The organism is Cellulosimicrobium sp. NPDC057862 (genome assembly GCF_042797035.1).
Classification (GTDB): domain Bacteria; phylum Actinomycetota; class Actinomycetes; order Actinomycetales; family Cellulomonadaceae; genus Cellulosimicrobium.
In genome coordinates this window covers 184705-201339 of record NZ_JBHVMH010000004.1, presented here as the reverse complement: position 1 = coordinate 201339, position 16635 = coordinate 184705, and the positions used below count along the sequence as shown (strand labels likewise).

At 73.3% G+C, this 16635-nt stretch carries 13 protein-coding genes; 9 read left to right on the top strand and 4 right to left on the bottom strand.

All coding sequences use genetic code 11. The features are described from left to right. Positions 1-22: 22 nt before the first annotated feature. From ACFVN3_RS08020 to ACFVN3_RS08010, 3 genes are all read left to right on the top strand, one after another. Entirely contained in the window at positions 23-499 is a 477-nt protein-coding gene (locus ACFVN3_RS08020; RefSeq protein ID WP_378232243.1) for a DUF4430 domain-containing protein, read from the top strand. Beyond that, complete coding sequence (locus ACFVN3_RS08015) at positions 496-1071, top strand: DUF6580 family putative transport protein (RefSeq protein ID WP_378232241.1); 576 nt, start codon at positions 496-498, stop codon at positions 1069-1071. Before ACFVN3_RS08020 ends, ACFVN3_RS08015 begins: the two co-directional genes overlap by 4 nt. Before the next feature lie 87 nt (positions 1072-1158). Further along, positions 1159-1527 (top strand): DUF2200 domain-containing protein, encoded by a 369-nt coding sequence (locus ACFVN3_RS08010; protein ID WP_378232240.1) that lies wholly within the window; start codon positions 1159-1161, stop codon positions 1525-1527. A 10-nt stretch (positions 1528-1537) separates the two neighbouring features. On the opposite strand, the gene ACFVN3_RS08005 is transcribed toward ACFVN3_RS08010, so the two are convergent. Together ACFVN3_RS08005 and ACFVN3_RS08000 are read right to left on the bottom strand one after the other, a co-directional pair. Next, on the bottom strand, positions 1538-1978 hold the full coding sequence (locus tag ACFVN3_RS08005; RefSeq protein ID WP_378232239.1) for a VOC family protein: 441 nt from the start codon (positions 1976-1978) through the stop codon (positions 1538-1540). Positions 1979-2024: 46 nt separating this feature from the next. Beyond that, a complete protein-coding gene (locus ACFVN3_RS08000) occupies positions 2025-2672 on the bottom strand; it encodes a dihydrofolate reductase family protein (RefSeq protein WP_378232238.1) in 648 nt (215 codons plus the stop codon). 353 nt (positions 2673-3025) lie between these two features. On the opposite strand from ACFVN3_RS08000, the gene ACFVN3_RS07995 reads away from it, so the two are divergent. The 4 genes from ACFVN3_RS07995 to ACFVN3_RS07980 all read left to right on the top strand — a co-directional run bounded on the left by ACFVN3_RS07995 (position 3026) and on the right by ACFVN3_RS07980 (position 8865). Continuing rightward, positions 3026-4048, top strand: a complete 1023-nt coding sequence (locus tag ACFVN3_RS07995; protein WP_378232236.1) for a 3-oxoacyl-ACP synthase III — start codon at positions 3026-3028, stop codon at positions 4046-4048. After that, positions 4045-6699, top strand: coding sequence for an alpha/beta fold hydrolase (locus tag ACFVN3_RS07990; RefSeq protein ID WP_378232235.1), 2655 nt, complete (start codon positions 4045-4047; stop codon positions 6697-6699). The genes ACFVN3_RS07995 and ACFVN3_RS07990 overlap by 4 nt, the downstream gene beginning before the upstream one ends. Continuing rightward, a complete protein-coding gene (locus ACFVN3_RS07985; RefSeq protein WP_378232234.1) occupies positions 6696-7700 on the top strand; it encodes an NAD-dependent epimerase/dehydratase family protein in 1005 nt (334 codons plus the stop codon). The genes ACFVN3_RS07990 and ACFVN3_RS07985 overlap by 4 nt, the downstream gene beginning before the upstream one ends. Positions 7701-8307: 607 nt before the next feature. Further along, the gene (locus tag ACFVN3_RS07980) at positions 8308-8865 is read left to right on the top strand and encodes a hypothetical protein (protein ID WP_378232233.1); all 558 of its coding nucleotides are present in this window, start codon (positions 8308-8310) and stop codon (positions 8863-8865) included. Positions 8866-8901: 36 nt separating this feature from the next. Here ACFVN3_RS07980 and metH read toward each other — a convergent pair whose 3' ends face one another. Next, positions 8902-12495, bottom strand: a complete 3594-nt coding sequence (metH, locus tag ACFVN3_RS07975; RefSeq protein ID WP_378232232.1) for a methionine synthase — start codon at positions 12493-12495, stop codon at positions 8902-8904. 127 nt (positions 12496-12622) lie between these two features. On the opposite strand from metH, the gene ACFVN3_RS07970 reads away from it, so the two are divergent. Then, complete coding sequence (locus ACFVN3_RS07970) at positions 12623-13756, top strand: GNAT family N-acetyltransferase (RefSeq protein ID WP_378232231.1); 1134 nt, start codon at positions 12623-12625, stop codon at positions 13754-13756. A gap of 87 nt (positions 13757-13843) precedes the next feature. On the opposite strand, the gene ACFVN3_RS07965 is transcribed toward ACFVN3_RS07970, so the two are convergent. Then, positions 13844-14746, bottom strand: a complete 903-nt coding sequence (locus ACFVN3_RS07965) for a neutral zinc metallopeptidase (protein WP_378232230.1) — start codon at positions 14744-14746, stop codon at positions 13844-13846. A 258-nt stretch (positions 14747-15004) separates the two neighbouring features. Between ACFVN3_RS07965 and ACFVN3_RS07960 the strand changes: the two genes are divergently transcribed. Next, positions 15005-16603 carry an ABC-F family ATP-binding cassette domain-containing protein gene (locus ACFVN3_RS07960; protein ID WP_378232229.1) on the top strand — a complete coding sequence of 533 codons (1599 nt, stop codon included), beginning with the start codon at positions 15005-15007 and terminating at the stop codon, positions 16601-16603. Positions 16604-16635 lie beyond the last annotated feature (32 nt).

Sequence of the window (16635 nt, the reverse complement as noted above, 5' to 3'; positions counted from 1 at the left end):
GGGCGCTCCGTACGCTGGCGTCGTGACTCTCCGAACATTCCGCGACACCCCCGCGCGCTCGCTCACCGCCCTGACCGCCGTCCTGCTCACCGCGGGCCTGCTGGCCGGGTGCTCGTCCACCGACGAGCCCGGCGCCGACGCCACGTCGTCGACCTCCACGTCGACCGCGAGCGAGGAGACGAGCGCGCCCGCCGACGACGCGACGGACGAGGCGTCCGACGACGAGTCCGGCGACACCGACGACGCCCCGGAGTTCTCCTACGAGGGCCGCGCCGGCACGACCGCGCTCGACCTGCTGCTCGAGGCCGACCCGTCCGCCCAGGTGACCGGCGAGGGCGAGAACGCGTTCGTCACGGCGATCGACGGCGTCGCGGCGGACCCGGACAGCGAGTTCTGGGCGCTGTACGTCAACGGCGAGATGGCTACCGTGGGAGCAGGATCCCTCGAGACGACGGACGGGGACGAGATCACGTGGAAGCTCGAGACGTTCACCTCGTGACGCGCTCGTCGAGCGTGGCGCTGCGCTGGTGGCGCCCGGCGCTGGTCGTGGCGCTGGCGGCACTTGCTGTCGTGTGGCGGCTCGTGCGCGCCGACCTCGGCGCGCCGCCGAACCTCGAGCTCGTCACCGCCGCCACGTTCGCCGCGACGCTCCTGCTGCGCTCGCGCTGGGCGTTCGTCGTGCCGCTGGCAGTGACGGTCGTGTCGGACGTCGTGCTCGGCAACACCGCGATTGCGCTGTTCACGTGGAGCGCCTGGCTCGTCGTCGGGCTGGGCTCGCTGCTCGCGCGGAACACGACCGGCTGGCGGCGCGTGGGCGCGGGCGCGGCGTTCGGCGTCGCGGGCTCGCTCTGGTTCTTCGCGTGGACCAACTTCGGCGTCTGGCTCCAGGGCCGCGGCGTCTGGTACCCGGCGGGTGTCGACGGGCTCGTCGCGAGCTACGTCGCGGGCCTGCCGTTCCTGCGCACCATGCTGCTGGGCAACCTCGTGCTCGTGCCGCTGGTCGCGGCGGGCACGCTGCTCGTGGACCGGCTCGAGGCGTCGCACGGGATGGTCGCGGCCCGACCCGCCTGACCCGCGCGGTAGCGTGGTCCGTGCCGGACGGCCGCTCGCGCTGAGCCGGCGCGGCGACGGGCTCGGCCGCGCAGGAGGAGGACACCCATGGCGGGACACCGGATCTTCGGGATGAGCTTCGCGAGCATCTACCCGCTCTACGTGACCAAGGTGGAGCGCAAGGGGCACTCGACGGGCGAGCTCGACCAGGTCATCGGCTGGCTCACCGGCTACGACGACGCCGGCCTGGCGCAGGTGATCGCGGACGAGGTCACGCTCGAGGAGTTCTTCGACCGGGCGCCCGCGTGGAACCCGAACGCCGCGCTCATCACCGGGGTGATCTGCGGCGTCCGCGTGGAGGACATCGAGGACCCGCTCATGCAGAAGATCCGCTACCTCGACAAGCTCGTCGACGAGGTAGCGCGCGGCAAGAAGATGACGTCGATCCTGCGCGGCGAGACGGCGGCCGCCTCCTAGGCAGCCGCGCTCATCCGAGCTGCTCGGCGATCCCGACGATGATCCCGCCCGGCCCGCGCAGGTAGCAGAGCCGGTAGACGTCCTCGTACTGGACGATCTCTCCCATCACCTCCCCGCCGTGCGGCCCGAGGCGCCGCACCGTGTCGTCGATGTCGTCGACGGCGAACATCACCCGGTGCAGGCCCAGCACGTTGGGCGGTGCCGTGCCCAGGCCGAGGTCGAGCGGTGCGGGCGCGTGGTACCGCGTCAGTTCGAGGCGCCCTGGGCCGTCGGGGACGCGCATCATCGCGATCTCCGACCGCAGGCCGTCGAGCCCCACGACGCGCTCGGCCCACCTCCCCTCGATCGTCATCCGGTCCTCGAGCTCCATCCCGAGCTCGGCGAAGAACGCGATGGCCGCGTCGAGGTCGTCGACGACGACGGCGACGTTGTCGAGGCGCTGGAGCGCCATGGGGTGCCTCCTCGGTCCGTGGGGACGGTGATGTCCGGTCCCAGGATCACGCGTCGTGCTCGACGCCGCGCCCCGGCTCGCTCATGTCGCCCGTCCCAGGCGTGCCGTCGGCGAGGCCGTAGCGCAGCAGGACGGTGCCCGTCGGGCTGGGCGCGGGCGGCTCGAGGAGGGTGAGGTTGGTGGGGACGGCGCCGCCGTCGAACAGGGTCTTGCCGGTGCCGAGCACGATGGGGTGCACCCACAGGTCGAGACGGTCGAACAGCTTCTCGTGCAGCAGCGTCTGCACCAGGTCGAGGCTGCCGACGACCTTGACGTGCTCGTGCCGGTCGCGCACCTCGCGTACCGCCGCGGGCAGGTCCGGGCCGAGCAGCGTCGACCCGGCCCACGGCAGGTCGGGCGTGCCGCGCGACGCGACGTACTTGGGGATGCGGTTGAACAGGGCGGCGAAGTCGTCGTCCTGCCCGCCCTCCTGGAACGGCCAGTACGACGCGAAGATGTCGTACGTGCGCCGCCCGAGCAGCAGCGCGTCCGTGCCCTCGTACGCCGCGGCGATCTGCGCCCCCGCGACGTCGTCGAGCAACGGCGCCTGCCAGCCGCCGAACGCGAACCCGCCCTCCGGGTCCTCCTCCGGCCCGCCGGGCGCCTGCCCGACGAGGTCGAGGGTCGTGAACAGCTCGATCTCGATGGATCCCATGGTCGTCTCCAGGTCGCTCGCCGTCTCGGTCCAGGGGTAGACCGCGGGGTTCCGGGGAACTCATCGAGCAACGGGAGGGAACCGACCACCTCGGCCACGACGACGAACGAGGTGCGCTCGACGACCCGACGTGCCGCCGCGCGCGGCCCGACCGTGTCGACGTGGCGCACCCCACAGCGCACGGTTGGAACGGCGGGCACCCGCCGAGCGTCCTACGCTCAAGGACGCGGGAGTGGGCGGCACCAGCCGCTGCCCCCGCCCGGCGCGGTCGCGCGGCCGCGCCGGCGGTCACGCGCCCCCGGTCGTCTCGTCGCTGAGTCGGGCGCTGGTGCGCCCGGCCGTCTGGAGCTCGTGTGTCAGGAAACGCCACCACCAGGTTCACCAACGTCGCCTTGCTGTCCGTCACCAGTCGGCTCCCCACCGGCGTGCGGACGTCTGCCGAGGTGCAGGAGCGTCTTGCTCCCGCGCTGCGACGGCTGGGCCTGCCGTCCACGCTGCTGCAACGCGTGGCGGGCGTGCACGAGCGGCGCGCCTGGACCGCCCAGGAGGACGTCGACGCCGCCACGGTCGCCGCGGGGCAGGAGGCGCTGCACGCCGCCGGGGTGGACCCGAGCGACGTCGGGCTCCTGATCAACACGTCGGTCACGCGCAAGCACCTCGAGCCGTCGGTCGCGGTGCGGCTGCACCACGGGCTCGACCTGCCGTCGTCGGCCACCAACTTCGACGTCGCCAACGCGTGCCTCGGCTTCATCAACGGCATGAGCCTCGCCGCGGGCATGATCGAGTCCGGCCAGATCCGCTACGCGGTCGTCGTCGACGGGGAGGACGCCGACATCATCCACGACCGCACGATCGAGCGGCTGCTGCGCGAGGACCGGGACCGCGACGACTTCATGCAGGAGTTCGCCTCGCTCACGCTCGGGTCCGGCTCGGCGGCCGCCGTGCTGGGCCGCGCGGACGAGCACCCGCGCGCCCACCGCGTGCTCGGCGGCGTCACCCGCGCCGCCACCCGGTTCCACGACCTGTGCGTGGGCAGCACGGAGGGCATGTTCACCGACGCGAAGGCGCTGCTCGAGGGCGGCCTCGAGCTCGTCGTAGACGCCTGGAAGGACGCCGTCGCCGACTGGGACTGGTCGTCCATGGACCGGTACGTCACGCACCAGGTCTCGCGCGTGCACACCGACGCGATCGTCGAGGCGGTGGGCCTGAACCCCTCCCGCGTGCCCGTCACCTACGACCGGCTCGGCAACGTGGGGCCGGCGTCCGTGCCGATCACGCTCGTCGAGGAGCAGGACACGCTGGGCGTGGGCGACCGCGTGCTGCTCATGGGCGTGGGCTCGGGCATCAACACGGCGATGCTGGAGCTGGCCTGGTGACCGGGCCCGCCCTCACGCCCGCGACCGATTCCCTCCTGCGCCCCGCCGGCACCGTCCCGCACGGGCTGCCGGGCCTGGACCCGCGGTACAGCCACGTGCTGCGCGACGCCCGGGGCGCGACCTGGCACTACCTCGACACGGGCCCCGAGCTCGAGCGGCACGGTGTCGCGCCCGTCGGCACCGTGCTCGCCGTGCACGGCAACCCCACGTGGTCCTACCTGTGGCGGGGGCTCGTGGCCGACTCCGTCGCCGCGGCTCGGGGCGGCGGTGCGGCGTGGCGCGTCGTCGCCGTCGACCAGCTCGAGATGGGGTTCTCGGCCCGCACGGGAGAGCACCGCCCGCTCGCCCGCCGCGTCGCCGACCTGGGCGCCTTCACCGACGCCCTCGGCCTCGCCGGGCCTGTCGTCACCCTCGGTCACGACTGGGGCGGCGTCGTCTCCCTCGGCTGGGCCGTCGACCACCCCGACCTCCTCGCGGGCGTCGCGCTGCTCAACACGGCCGTGCACCAGCCCGACGGCGCCCCGGTGCCCGCGCCGCTGCGGCTCGCGCTCGCCGGACCCGTGCACCGGCTCGGCACCCGCACGACGCCCGCCTTCCTCGACACGACGCTCGCCCTGGCGCGCCCAAGCCTGCCTCGCGACGTCGCGGGCGCCTACCGGCTGCCCTACCGCACCGCGCACGATCGCCGGGGGATCGAGGGCTTCGTCGCCGACATCCCCGTCGACGCCGCGCACCCCAGCGCGCCCGAGCTCGACCGCATCGCCGCCGGCGTGACGCGGCTCCGCGTGCCCGCCGTGCTGCTGTGGGGACCGCACGACCCGGTGTTCTCCGACCGCTACCTCGACGACCTCGTCCGCCGGCTGCCGCACGCGCACGTGCACCGGTTCGCGGACGCCGGCCATCTCGTCGCCGAGGATGCCGACTGGACGCCCGCCGTTCTCGGGTGGCTCAGGGACGACGCGCTGTCCGGTGTCGGTGCCACCGGTGCTGAGGGGAGTGCCCGCTCGCCGTTCGTGCCGCTGTGGGCGGGGCTGGACGCGCGGGCGGGGGACGACGAGCCCGCGGTGCTCGACATGGCGGCGACCGGTGCCGACGGCTCTGCCCGAGCCGTGAGCTGGCAGGCGCTGCACCGGCAGGTGCGGCGGCTGGCCGCGGGGCTGCACGCGATCGGGGTGCGTCGGGGCGACCGGGTGTCGCTGCTGGTGGAACCGGGGCCTACGCTGACCGCGCTCGTCTACGCGTGCCTGCGGATCGGGGCTGTCGTGGTGGTCGCCGACGCCGGGCTGGGGGTCCGCGGGCTCACCCGCGCCCAGCGAGGGGCCTGGCCGCGGTTCGTCGTCGCGCAGACTAAGGGACTGGCCGCGGCACGCGCGCTCGGCTGGCCCGGCGTGCGGATCTCGGCCGACCCGCTCGCGCCCGCCGTCCGTCGTGCGCTCGGCGTGACGCACGAGCTCGTCGACGTCGCGCGCACCGGTGAGGGCGCGACGCTGCCGCCCGAGCCCGGACCCGACGACGAGGCCGCCGTGCTGTTCACGTCCGGGTCCACGGGCCCGGCCAAGGGCGTCGTGTACTCGCACGCCCGCCTCTCCGCGTTGCGCGACACGCTCGCCGAGCACTTCGACGTCGGTCCCGACACCGGGCTCGTCACGGGCTTCGCCCCGTTCGCGCTGCTCGGGCCTGCGCTCGGCACCCGGTCCGTGACGCCGCGCATGGACGTCTCCTCGCCGCGCACCCTCACGGCCCAGGCGGTCGCCGACGCCGTGCGCGCGTCGGACGCGCGCATCGTGTTCCTCTCGCCCGCCGCGATCCTCAACGTGGTCGCGACCGCCGACGCGCTCGACGCCGCCGACCGCACCGCCCTCGCGCGCGTGCGCACGTTCCTCTCCACGGGTGCGCCGATCTCGGCCGAGCTGCTCGGCTCGGCCGCCGAGCTCATGCCCGCGGCCACCGCACACACCCCGTACGGAATGACGGAGTGCCTCCTGGTCACGGACGTCACGCTCGGCGGCATCCGCGACGCCGCCGCGGCCCCCGACGCGGGCGTGTGCGTGGGCCGCCCCGTGCCCGGGGCGGAGGTGCTCGTCAGCGCGCTCGACGACGACGGCGCCGCGACCGGCACGCCGTCGGCCGCGCCCGGCGTGCTCGGCGAGGTCGTCGTGCGGGCCGGGCACCTCAAGGAGCGCTACGACCGGCTGTGGCTCACCGACCTGGCCGCCGAGCGCGGCACCCCGCCCGGACGCTGGCACCGCACCGGCGACGTCGGGCACCTCGACGCGCAGGGCCGACTATGGATCGAGGGGCGGCTCGGGCACGTGCTCCGCACCGCCGACGGCCCGCTGGCACCCGTGGGGCCGGAGCAGCACGTGGAGCGGGTGGCGCAGGTGCGGCGGGCCGCCGTCGTCGGCGTCGGGCCCGCGGGCCTGCAGCAGGCGGTCGCGGTGGTCGAGACCGAGCCGGGCGTCCGGCGCCCCGGGCTTGCGCCCGAGGCGCTGACCGCCGCCGTGCGCGCCGCGTCGCCCGTGGCGCTCGCGGCCGTGCTCGTGGTGCCGCGCATGCCCACCGACGTGCGACACAACTCCAAGATCGACCGGGCGCGCCTCGCCGCCTGGGCGGACGGCGTCCTCGCCGGCGGGCGGGTGGGGCAACCGTGACCGTGCTCGTGACCGGGGCGTCGGGGCTGCTCGGAGGCGCCGTCGCCCGTGCGCTCGTGGCGCGCGGCGACGAGGTCCGCACGCTCCAGCGCCGCACCTCCGGCGTGCCGGGCGCCGAGGACGTCCAGGGGTCCGTGACCGATCCGGCGGCCGTCGCGCGCGCCGTCGAGGGCGTCTACGCGGTCGTGCACCTCGCGGCCAAGGTGTCGCTCGCGGGCGACCCCGCGGACTTCCACGCCGTGAACGTCGAAGGCACCCGCGCGCTCCTCGACGCGGCCGAGCGCGCCGGGGTCGAGCGGTTCGTGCAGGTGTCCTCGCCGTCCGTGGCCCACCTGGGCTCGTCCCTGGTCGGGGCGGGCACGACGCCGGCCGACCCCCGGCACGCGCGCGGCGACTACGCACGCACCAAGGCCGCGGGTGAGCTGCTCGCCCTGGGCCGCGACCGCCGTCGTCGACCGGACGGGTCGGGCGAGACCGGGCCGAGCGTCGTCGCCGTGCGCCCGCACCTCGTGTGGGGGCCGGGCGACACCCAGCTCGTCGAGCGCGTGCTCGAGCGGGCGGCGGGCGGGCGCCTGCCGCTGCTGGGGCACGGCTCGGCGCTCATCGACACGCTCTACGTGGACAACGCCGCTGACGGCATCCTCGCCGCGCTCGACCGCGCCCACGACGTGCACGGCCGCGCGTACGTGCTGACCAACGGCGAGCCGCGCACCGTCGCCGACCTGCTCACGGGCATCTGCCGTGCGGGCGGCGTCGAGCCACCACGGTGGCGCGTCCCGGCCGGGGTCGCGCGAGCCGCGGGCAGCCTGGTCGAGGCCGTCTGGCGGGTGCGGCCGGGCGCCGACGAGCCGCCGATGACGCGTTTCCTCGCCGAGCAGCTGTCGACCGCGCACTGGTTCGACCAGCGGGCAACGCGCCGCGACCTGCGCTGGCGTCCCGCCGTGAGCGTCGACGAAGGGCTGCGGCGTCTGGCCGCGCACTATGGCGGCACGGCCGCTTGATGCCGGTGCGCTTCACCGTCCGCGCCTGGGCACTGGGCGACTGTCTGGCTCGGTCACGCACTGAGGAGAAAGGCCCCAGTCCCACCAGAGTCGGAGCCATCCCGTGGCCGCTTCCTCGCGGGTCACGCGCAGGGTGAGCGAGGCCAGCGGCTCCGGGTGGATCTCGTCTGGTGCCCTTCATGGTCGAGCTCCCACCTGAGCGCTCCGTCTCGCGCTTCGTCGGGTGTCGCTCGCTGAAGCACTTCTCCCACTGGTCCTTCTCGAAACGGTCGATCGGTCGGACACAGTGTGCTGGGCCAGGGCCGTGCAGGTCGGAGCCTGTGGATAACTCATAGCCGCAGGCGTCGGGTCGTCTAGCGTTCGGAGCCAGACACCCACGGCCAGGAGGATCATCGTGCTCGACTCGTACGAGCCCCCGACCATGTCGCGCGTGACGCAGGGCGGCCCTTGCCGGCGTGAGGCGTCCCGTCGCCGGACCTTCACCAGGCGCGGGCTCATGGGCCTCGTCGTCGTCGGCATCCTTGCCGCGCTGAGCGGCTGCGCGTCGCCTCGCGACATCGCGTCGGATGACGAATCGAGAGCTGCGGCCACGTCACAGAGCGAGCGCGTGCCAGCAACCCTCGCAGCGCCCTCGCAGGAGGACTACTCGATCGTCTCCGGCCAGCCGATCGAGACGCCGTGCTGGTCCTACGAGGGTCCGCAGAACTTCGTGAACAACATCTCGTCCGACGACGAGGAGCTGTGCCTGGGCGCTCTCGAGCTCTGGGGCGAGGTCATCGACGGCGCGGTCGTGCCGACGGGAGTCGGAGCGGTCTACGGCCGGGTGAAGGTCGAACCAGTGCGCGTCTCGACGTCCGACGCCTGGGGGGTCGGGAGCGACCTCGACGGCGCCGTCGACGCCCTCGCGGACTCGTACTTCGCGGAGAACGGCACGATCATCAGTCTCCACGAGCCGATCGACCTCGACGGTGTCCCGGCGAACATCACCCGGGTCGAAGGGGGCTTCGAGGAGACGCGGACGAAGGCCTTCATCACGGCCTTCGCACCAGAGCCGTTCACGCCGGGCGAAGATACGGTCCAGTTCTTCGTGATCGGGATCGTCACCCCCTACGACAACGGCGAGGAGCTCATCGAGCAGGTCGTCAGTACCTGGAAGTGGGCCTGACGCTCCTGCCGTGAGCTCTGGAGCTGCTGGAGAACGTCAGACGCTGAAGTACTTGGCCTCGGGGTGGTGGAAGACGAACGCGTCGGTCGACTGCTCAGGGTGGAGCTGGAGCTCCGCGGAGAGCTCGATCCCCACGCGCTCGGGGCGCAGGAGCTCGACGACCTTCGTCCGGTCCTCCATGTCCGGGCAGGCGGGGTACCCGAGCGAGAAGCGGGCGCCGCGGTACTCGAGCTTGAACATGCCCTCGACCTCGGTCGGGTCCTCGTCGGCGAAGCCGAGCTCGGCGCGCACGCGCGAGTGCCACATCTCGGCGAGCGCCTCGGTGAGCTGCACCGACAGTCCGTGGAGCTCCATGTACTCGCGGTAGTGGTTCCCCGCGAAGAGCTTGGCCGTGTGCGTATCGACCGAAGCGCCCATGGTGACGAGCTGAACGGGCAGCACGTCGTAGCGGCCTGTCTCCTCGACCCACGACCGCGGCTTGACGAAGTCGGCGAGGCACAGATGCCGGTCGCGTCGCTGGCGCGGGAAGGTGAAGCGCAGCCGCTCGGTCCCGGGCTCGCCGCCCGACCCGCCGTCGGGCGCACCGATCCCCGCGAGCCCGGCGCCGTGGTGCGCGACGACGACGTCGTCGCCCTCCGACCACACCGGGAAGTACCCGTACACCACCGACGGGTCGACGACGCCCTCGGTGCGGATCCGCTCGTACCAGGCGTTGAGTCGCGGCCGGCCCTCGGTCTCGACGAGTTCCTCGTACGACGCGCCGTCGTCGCCACGCCCCGGCTTGAGCCCCCACTGACCCATGAACGTCGCACGCTCGTCGAGGAACGCCGCGTACTCCGCGAGCTGGACGCCCTTGACGAGGCGCGTGCCCCAGAACGGTGGAGTGGGCACCGGGTTGTCCGCTGCGACGTCGGACCGCGCGGGCAGGTCCTCGACGGGCGTCTCGGTCACGGTGACCACCGCGTGCCGGCGCTTCTTCAGCGCGGGCAGCCCGACGGCGTCGGGCGACTCGCCGCGCGCCACGCGCACGAGCGGCTCCATGAGGCGCAGGCCCTCGAACGCGTCGCGCGCGTACCGGACGACGCCCGGGAACTGGCCCGCGAGGTCGTCCTCGACGTAGGTGCGCGTGAGCGCCGCACCGCCGAGCAGCACGGGCCAGCGCCCGGCGAGCCCGCGCGACGCGAGCTCCGCGAGGTTCTCCTTCATCACGACCGTCGACTTCACGAGCAGCCCGGACATGCCGATGACGTCGGCGTCGTGCTCCTCGGCGGCCTCGATCATCGCGGAGATCGGCTGCTTGATGCCGATGTTGACGACCGTGTAGCCGTTGTTGGTGAGGATGATGTCGACGAGGTTCTTGCCGATGTCGTGCACGTCGCCGCGCACGGTCGCGAGCACGATCGTGCCCTTGGACCCGGTCGAGCCCTCGATCTTCTCCATGTGCGGCTCGAGGTACGCGACCGCCGTCTTCATGACCTCGGCGGACTGGAGCACGAAGGGGAGCTGCATCTCGCCGCGCCCGAACAGGTCGCCCACGACCTTCATGCCCTCGAGCAGGTGCTGGTTGACGATGTCGAGGGCCGCGATGCCGGACGCCATCGCGGCGTCGAGGTCCTCTTCGAGACCCTTGCGCGCGCCGTCCACGATCCGCCGCTCGAGCCGCTCGCCCACGGGCAGCGCGGCGAGCTCTGCCGCGCGCTGGTCCTTGAGCGCCGCCGAGTCCACGCCCTCGAACAGGTCGAGCAGGCGGGCGAGGGGGTCGTGCACGAGGTTCCCCTCGTCGTCGTACCGCCGCCGGTCCCACACGAGGTCGAGCGCGGCCTCGCGCTGCTCGTCGGGGATCTGGGCGAGGGGGAGGATCTTCGCGGCGTGCACGATCGCGGAGTCCAGCCCGGCCTCGACCGCCTCGTGGAGGAAGACGGAGTTGAGCACGGTGCGCGCGGCGGGGTTGAGCCCGAACGACACGTTCGAGACCCCGAGCGTCGTGTGGATGCCGGGGTAGCGGCGCGTGATCTCGCGGATCGCCTCGATCGTCTCGATCGCGTCGCGCCGCGTCTCCTCCTGGCCGGTGGCGATGGGGAAGGTCAGGGCATCGACGATGATGTCGTCCACGCGCATGCCCCAGTCGCGCGTCAGCGTCTCGACGAGCCGGGTCGCGATCTCCACCTTGCCCGACGCCGTGCGCGCCTGGCCCTCCTCGTCGATCGTCAGCGCGACGACGGCCGCGCCGTGCTCCACGACGTGCGGCATGATCCGCGCGAACCGCGACGTCGGCCCGTCGCCGTCCTCGAAGTTCACCGAGTTCACGACGGCGCGCCCGCCGACGAGCTCGAGGCCCGCCGCGATGACCTCGGGCTCGGTCGAGTCGATGACGAGCGGGAGCGTCGACGCGCTCGCGAGACGCGAGACGACCTGCTTCACGTCCGCGACGCCGTCGCGCCCCACGTAGTCGATGCACACGTCGAGCAGGTGCGCGCCGTCGCGCGTCTGGGCGCGCGCGATCTCGACGCACTCGTCCCAGTTCTCCGCGAGCATCGCCTCGCGGAACGCCTTGGAGCCGTTGGCGTTCGTGCGCTCGCCGATCGCGAGGAACGACGCGTCCTGGTGCAGGTCCGTGTGCGAGTACAGGCTCGCGACGCCGTTCTCCCGCTCCGGGCGCCGCTCGACGACCGGCCGCGCGCGCACCGCCTCGACGACGCGGCGCAGGTGCTCGGGCGTGGTGCCGCAGCACCCCCCGACGAGCCCCAGCCCGAACTCGGTGACGAACTGCGTGTGCGCGGCGGCGAGCTCGTCGGGCGTGAGGGGGTACGACGCGCCGTTCGCGCCGAGCACGGGCAGCCCCGCGTTGGGCATGCACGTCACGGGGATCTCCGCGTGCCGCGACAGGTGCCGCAGGTGCTCGCTCATCTCGGCCGGGCCGGTCGCGCAGTTGAGACCGATCGCGTCGACGTCGAGCGCCTGGAGGGTCGTCAGCGCGGCCCCGATCTCGGAGCCCATGAGCATCGTGCCCGTGGTCTCGACCGTCACCTGGACGATGACGGGGACCTCGCGCCCGACGTCGCGCATCGCGTTCCGCGACCCCGTCACCGCCGCCTTGGCCTGGAGCAGGTCCTGGCTCGTCTCGACGAGGATCGCGTCGACCCCGCCCTCCAGCAGGCCCGCGGCCTGCTCGGCGAACGTGTCGCGCAGGTGCGCGTACGTCGCGTGCCCGAGGCTCGGCAGCTTGGTCCCGGGCCCCATCGAGCCGAGCACCCAGCGCGGGTGGTCGGCGGTCGCGAACGCGTCCGCACGCTCACGCGCGATCCGTGCCCCGGCCGCGGCGAGCTCGCGGATGCGGTCGTCGATGTCGTAGTCCGACAGGTTGGACCAGTTGGCCCCGAACGTGTTCGTCTCGATCGCGTCGACCCCGACCTCGAGGTAGGCGTCGTGCACCGCGGCGATGATGTCGGGCCGCGAGACGTTGAGGATCTCGTTGCAGCCCTCGAGCCCCTGGTAGTCGTCCAGGGTCGGGTCCTGCTCCTGGATCATCGTGCCCATCGCGCCGTCGGCGACGACGACGCGCGTGCGCAGCGCGTCGGCGAGGGCCAGGGAACGGGCGTCGGCGAGGTCCTGGGGTACGACGATCGGCATGATCGCAGCGTAGATCGCGCGAGCCCGGTCGTGGGATGCCGTCTCAGCGGGACCTGCATCGCTCGGGCGTCCGGTCGGGTGGGAAAAGCGCGTGCCCGACGGCGCGGGCGCACCTACCGTGGTCGGCATGTCCTCTCCCGCGACCGACCAGGTCGAGAACCCGGCCACGACGACGCTCGCCCCGATCGCCGAGCGCGCCGCCGCACCGTCAACCCTGCTGGCCGTGACGGCGGGCGACCTGACGTGGCGCGCCGCCGAGCCGGCCGACGCGCCCGCGCTGCTGGCCCTGCGCAACGGCATCGCCGAGGCGGACCAGGAGCCGTACCGCGAGACGATCGGCGAGATCGAGGAGCTGTTCACCGCGCCGTGGCGCGACCTCGCGGCCGACTCGCTCGTCGGCGTCGACACCGAGGGGACGCTGCGCGCGTACGCCCTGGTCGACACCAACCCGGGCGACGCGAACACCGTGCGCGCGTTCCTCTGGGGCGGCGTCCACCCCAGCCACCGAGGGCGCGGCGTCGGGCGGGAGCTGTTCGCGTGGGAGATCGCGCGCGGACGCCAGCTCCTCGCGGCGAGCGGCAAGGAGCTGCCCGCGCGCCTGCTCACCTACGGCGAGGACACCGACCCGCCGGCGAAGGCGCGGCTCTACGCGCGCTTCGGGCTCGAGACCCGCCGCTTCTACTCCGACCTGCGTCGCGACCTCACCACGCCCATACCCGAGGTGCCGCTCGACGGGTCGCTGCGGCTCGTCCCGTGGTCGACGGAGCTCGACGAGGCGACCCGCCTCGCGCACAACGACGCGTTCCGCGACCACTGGGGGAGCGAGCCCCGCACCTCCGAGGCGTGGACGCACGGCCGCAGCGAGTTCGCGCCGCAATGGTCTTTCCTCGTGGTCGACGACGCGCCCGACGTCGACGCGCTCCTCGCAGACCCGACGACGGACCCCGAGACCGCGGCGGCGCTCCGCGCGGGCGAGCCGCTCGTCGTCGGCTACGAGATGGCGGGTCGCTACGACGAGGACTTCCCCGTGCGCGGCTACACGTTCGGCTACACCGAGATCCTCGGCGTGCGCAGCGCGTACCGGGGGCGTCGCGTCGCCGTCGCGGCGCTCGCAGCCGGGATGCGCGCCTTCGCCGCGGACGGCATGCAGTACGCCGCGCTCGACGTCGACACCGAGAACCCCTCCGGTGCTCATGGCCTGTACGCGAGCCTGGGCTACGAGAAGGTCACCGGCTCGCGGATGTACTCGATCGAGCTGTGACGACGGCCGCGAGATCGACCTGCACGTCCGAGATCGACCCCGGGAGGGCCGATCTCGTGGCGGCCGGGTCGATCTCGGCGGGAGCGGTCAGAGCGTCGCGGCGGAGAGCGCGTTGCAGTCCTGGAGGGTGCCGCCGTTGTAGCCGATGGTGAACCAGCGCTGGCGCTGCTCGCTCGAGCCGTGGGTCCAGCCCTCGGGGTTCACCTGGCCGGTGGCGGCCTCCTGGATGCGGTCGTCGCCGACGGCGGACGCGGCGGACAGCGCGTCGTTCAGCTCCTGGTCGGTGATCGGCGCGAGGAACGTCACGCCGGTGTCCGGGTCGACGGTGCTCGCGGCGTGGCCCGCCCACATGCCCGCGAGGCAGTCGGCCATGAGCTCGATGCGGACGGAGTCGGACTCGGGGCCCGTACCCTGGCGGTCCGCCGCGTCCATCGCGCCGACGAGCTGCTCGATGTGGTGCCCGAACTCGTGCGCCACGACGTACATCTCCGCGAGACCGCCGTCGTTCGCGCCGAACCGGCTCGTGAGGTCGTCGTAGAAGCCGAGGTCGATGTAGACCGTCTGGTCGGGCGGGCAGTAGAACGGTCCGACGGCGCTGGTCGCCGCGCCGCAGCCCGTCGAGACCTGTCCGGTGAAGCTCACGACCTCCGGGAGCGCGTACTGGACGCCCGCCTGCTCCGGGAGGGCCTCGGCCCAGTAGGCGTCGAGCGACTGCACCGTGCCGTTGAGGCGGCACTCGCGCGTCGAGTTCGCCTCCTCGGCCGTGCACGTGTCGATGTACTCCTGCTGCCCCTCGCCGTACGCGCCGGAGTCGGACGCGTCGCCGCCCGTGAGCGCGCTGAGGTCGACGCCGGTCTGGTTGCCGAGGAACGCGACGAGCAACGCGACGAGCACGGCCCCGATCCCGCCGCCCGCGATCATCGTGCCGCGCCGACCGCCGCCCTTGCGGACCCGTCCGCCCTCGAACGAGCCACCCTCCTGGAAAGTCACAGGTCAACGCTACCGCCGGGCCGCGCGCCAGGCGTCCTGGTGGGGGTGCCCGACGGCGGCGCGAGCGCGATCCCGGTGTCGAGCAGCCGCCTCGCACGCGCCTCCGGCGGAATGGGGTGGGACGCGACGCCGGGCCCCCGTAGAATCGACGAGGCCCGGATGCCGGGGCGCACGCACCCGGCCCCACGACGAGCCGCCGGCCGACCGGCCGGGCGAGGGCCGTCGTCGGGCACCCGCACCACCCGAGAGGACCCTCCCGTGATCACCGCTCACGGCGTCGAGCTGCGCGTCGGCGCCCGCGTCCTGCTGCACGAGGCGACCTTCCAGATCGCCTCGGGCGACCGGATCGGTCTCGTCGGGCGCAACGGCGCCGGCAAGACGACCCTGACCAAGACGCTCGCGGGGGAGACCCAGCCGACGGCGGGGAAGATCACGCGCGGCAACGACATCGGCTACCTGCCGCAGGACCCGCGCACGGGCGACCTCGACGTCATCGCGATGGACCGGGTGCTCTCGGCCCGCAGCCTCGACAAGATCGTGCGCCAGATGCGGGAGACCGAGGGCGCGATGGCGAGCGCCGACGTCGAGACGCACGAGGCCGCCATGGAGCGGTACCCGAAGCTCGAGGCGCGCTTCCTCGCCGCCGGCGGGTACGCCGCCGAGAGCGAGGCGCACCGCATCACGAGCAACCTCGGCCTCGACGACCGCGTCCTGGGCCAGCCGCTGAGCACGCTGTCCGGTGGTCAGCGCCGGCGCATCGAGCTCGCGCGCATCCTGTTCTCCGGGGTCGAGACGCTGCTCCTCGACGAGCCGACGAACCACCTCGACGCGGACTCGATCATCTGGCTGCGCGACTACCTCAAGTCGTACAGCGGCGGGTTCGTCGTGATCTCCCACGACGTCGAGCTGCTGCGCGCGACCGTGAACAAGGTGTTCCACCTCGACGCGAACCGCGGCGAGCTCGACCAGTACAACCTCGGCTGGGACGCGTACCTCGCGCAGCGCGAGTCGGACGAGCGCCGCCGTCGTCGCGAGCGGCAGAACGCGGAGAAGAAGGCCGGGGCGCTGCTCGCCCAGGGCGAGAAGATGCGCGCCAAGGCCACCAAGGCCGTGGCCGCGCAGCAGATGATGCGCCGCGCCGAGAAGATGCTCGCAGGGCTGGAGGGCGAGCGCCAGAGCGACAAGGTCGCCAAGCTGCGGTTCCCCAAGCCCGCGCCGTGCGGGCGCACGCCCCTCACCGCGAGCGGGCTGTCCAAGGCGTACGGGTCGCAGGAGGTCTTCGCGGGCGTCGACCTCGCGATCGACCGCGGCAGCCGCGTCGTCGTCCTCGGCCTCAACGGCGCGGGCAAGACGACGCTCCTGCGCATCCTCGGTGGCGTCGAGGAGCCGGACACCGGCGAGGTCCACCCCGGGCACGGCCTGAAGATCGGCTACTACGCCCAGGAGCACGACACGCTCGACATGGACGCGACGGTCGTCGAGAACCTGCGCCACGCCGCGCCCGACCTGACCGACACCCAGGTGCGCTCCGTGCTCGGGTCGTTCCTGTTCTCGGGAGACGACGCGGAGAAGCCGACGAACGTGCTGTCCGGCGGGGAGAAGACGCGCCTCGCGCTCGCGACGCTCGTCGTGTCGGCTGCGAACGTGCTGCTCCTCGACGAGCCGACGAACAACCTCGACCCCGCGTCGCGCGCCGAGATCCTCGGGGCGCTGAAGACGTACGAGGGCGCGGTCGTCATGGTCACCCACGACGACGGCGCGGTCGAGGCGCTCGAGCCGGAGCGTGTCCTGCTCCTGCCGGACGGCGACGAGGACCTGTGGAGCGACGACTACGCGGAGCTCGTCTCGCTCGCCTGAGGCGTCCGCCGGAGAAGAACGCCGTGCCCACG

Bases quoted from the DNA above. Each gene is read 5' to 3' on its own strand.
- ACFVN3_RS08005 (WP_378232239.1), bottom strand. From the start codon at position 1,978: ATGGCGCTCCAGCGCCTCGACAACGTCGCCGTCGTCGTCGACGACCTC.
- ACFVN3_RS07970 (WP_378232231.1), top strand. From the start codon at position 12,623: ATGTCCTCTCCCGCGACCGACCAGGTCGAGAACCCGGCCACGACGACG.
- ACFVN3_RS08000 (WP_378232238.1), bottom strand. From the start codon at position 2,672: ATGGGATCCATCGAGATCGAGCTGTTCACGACCCTCGACCTCGTCGGG.
- metH (WP_378232232.1), bottom strand. From the start codon at position 12,495: ATGCCGATCGTCGTACCCCAGGACCTCGCCGACGCCCGTTCCCTGGCC.
- ACFVN3_RS08010 (WP_378232240.1), top strand. From the start codon at position 1,159: ATGGCGGGACACCGGATCTTCGGGATGAGCTTCGCGAGCATCTACCCG.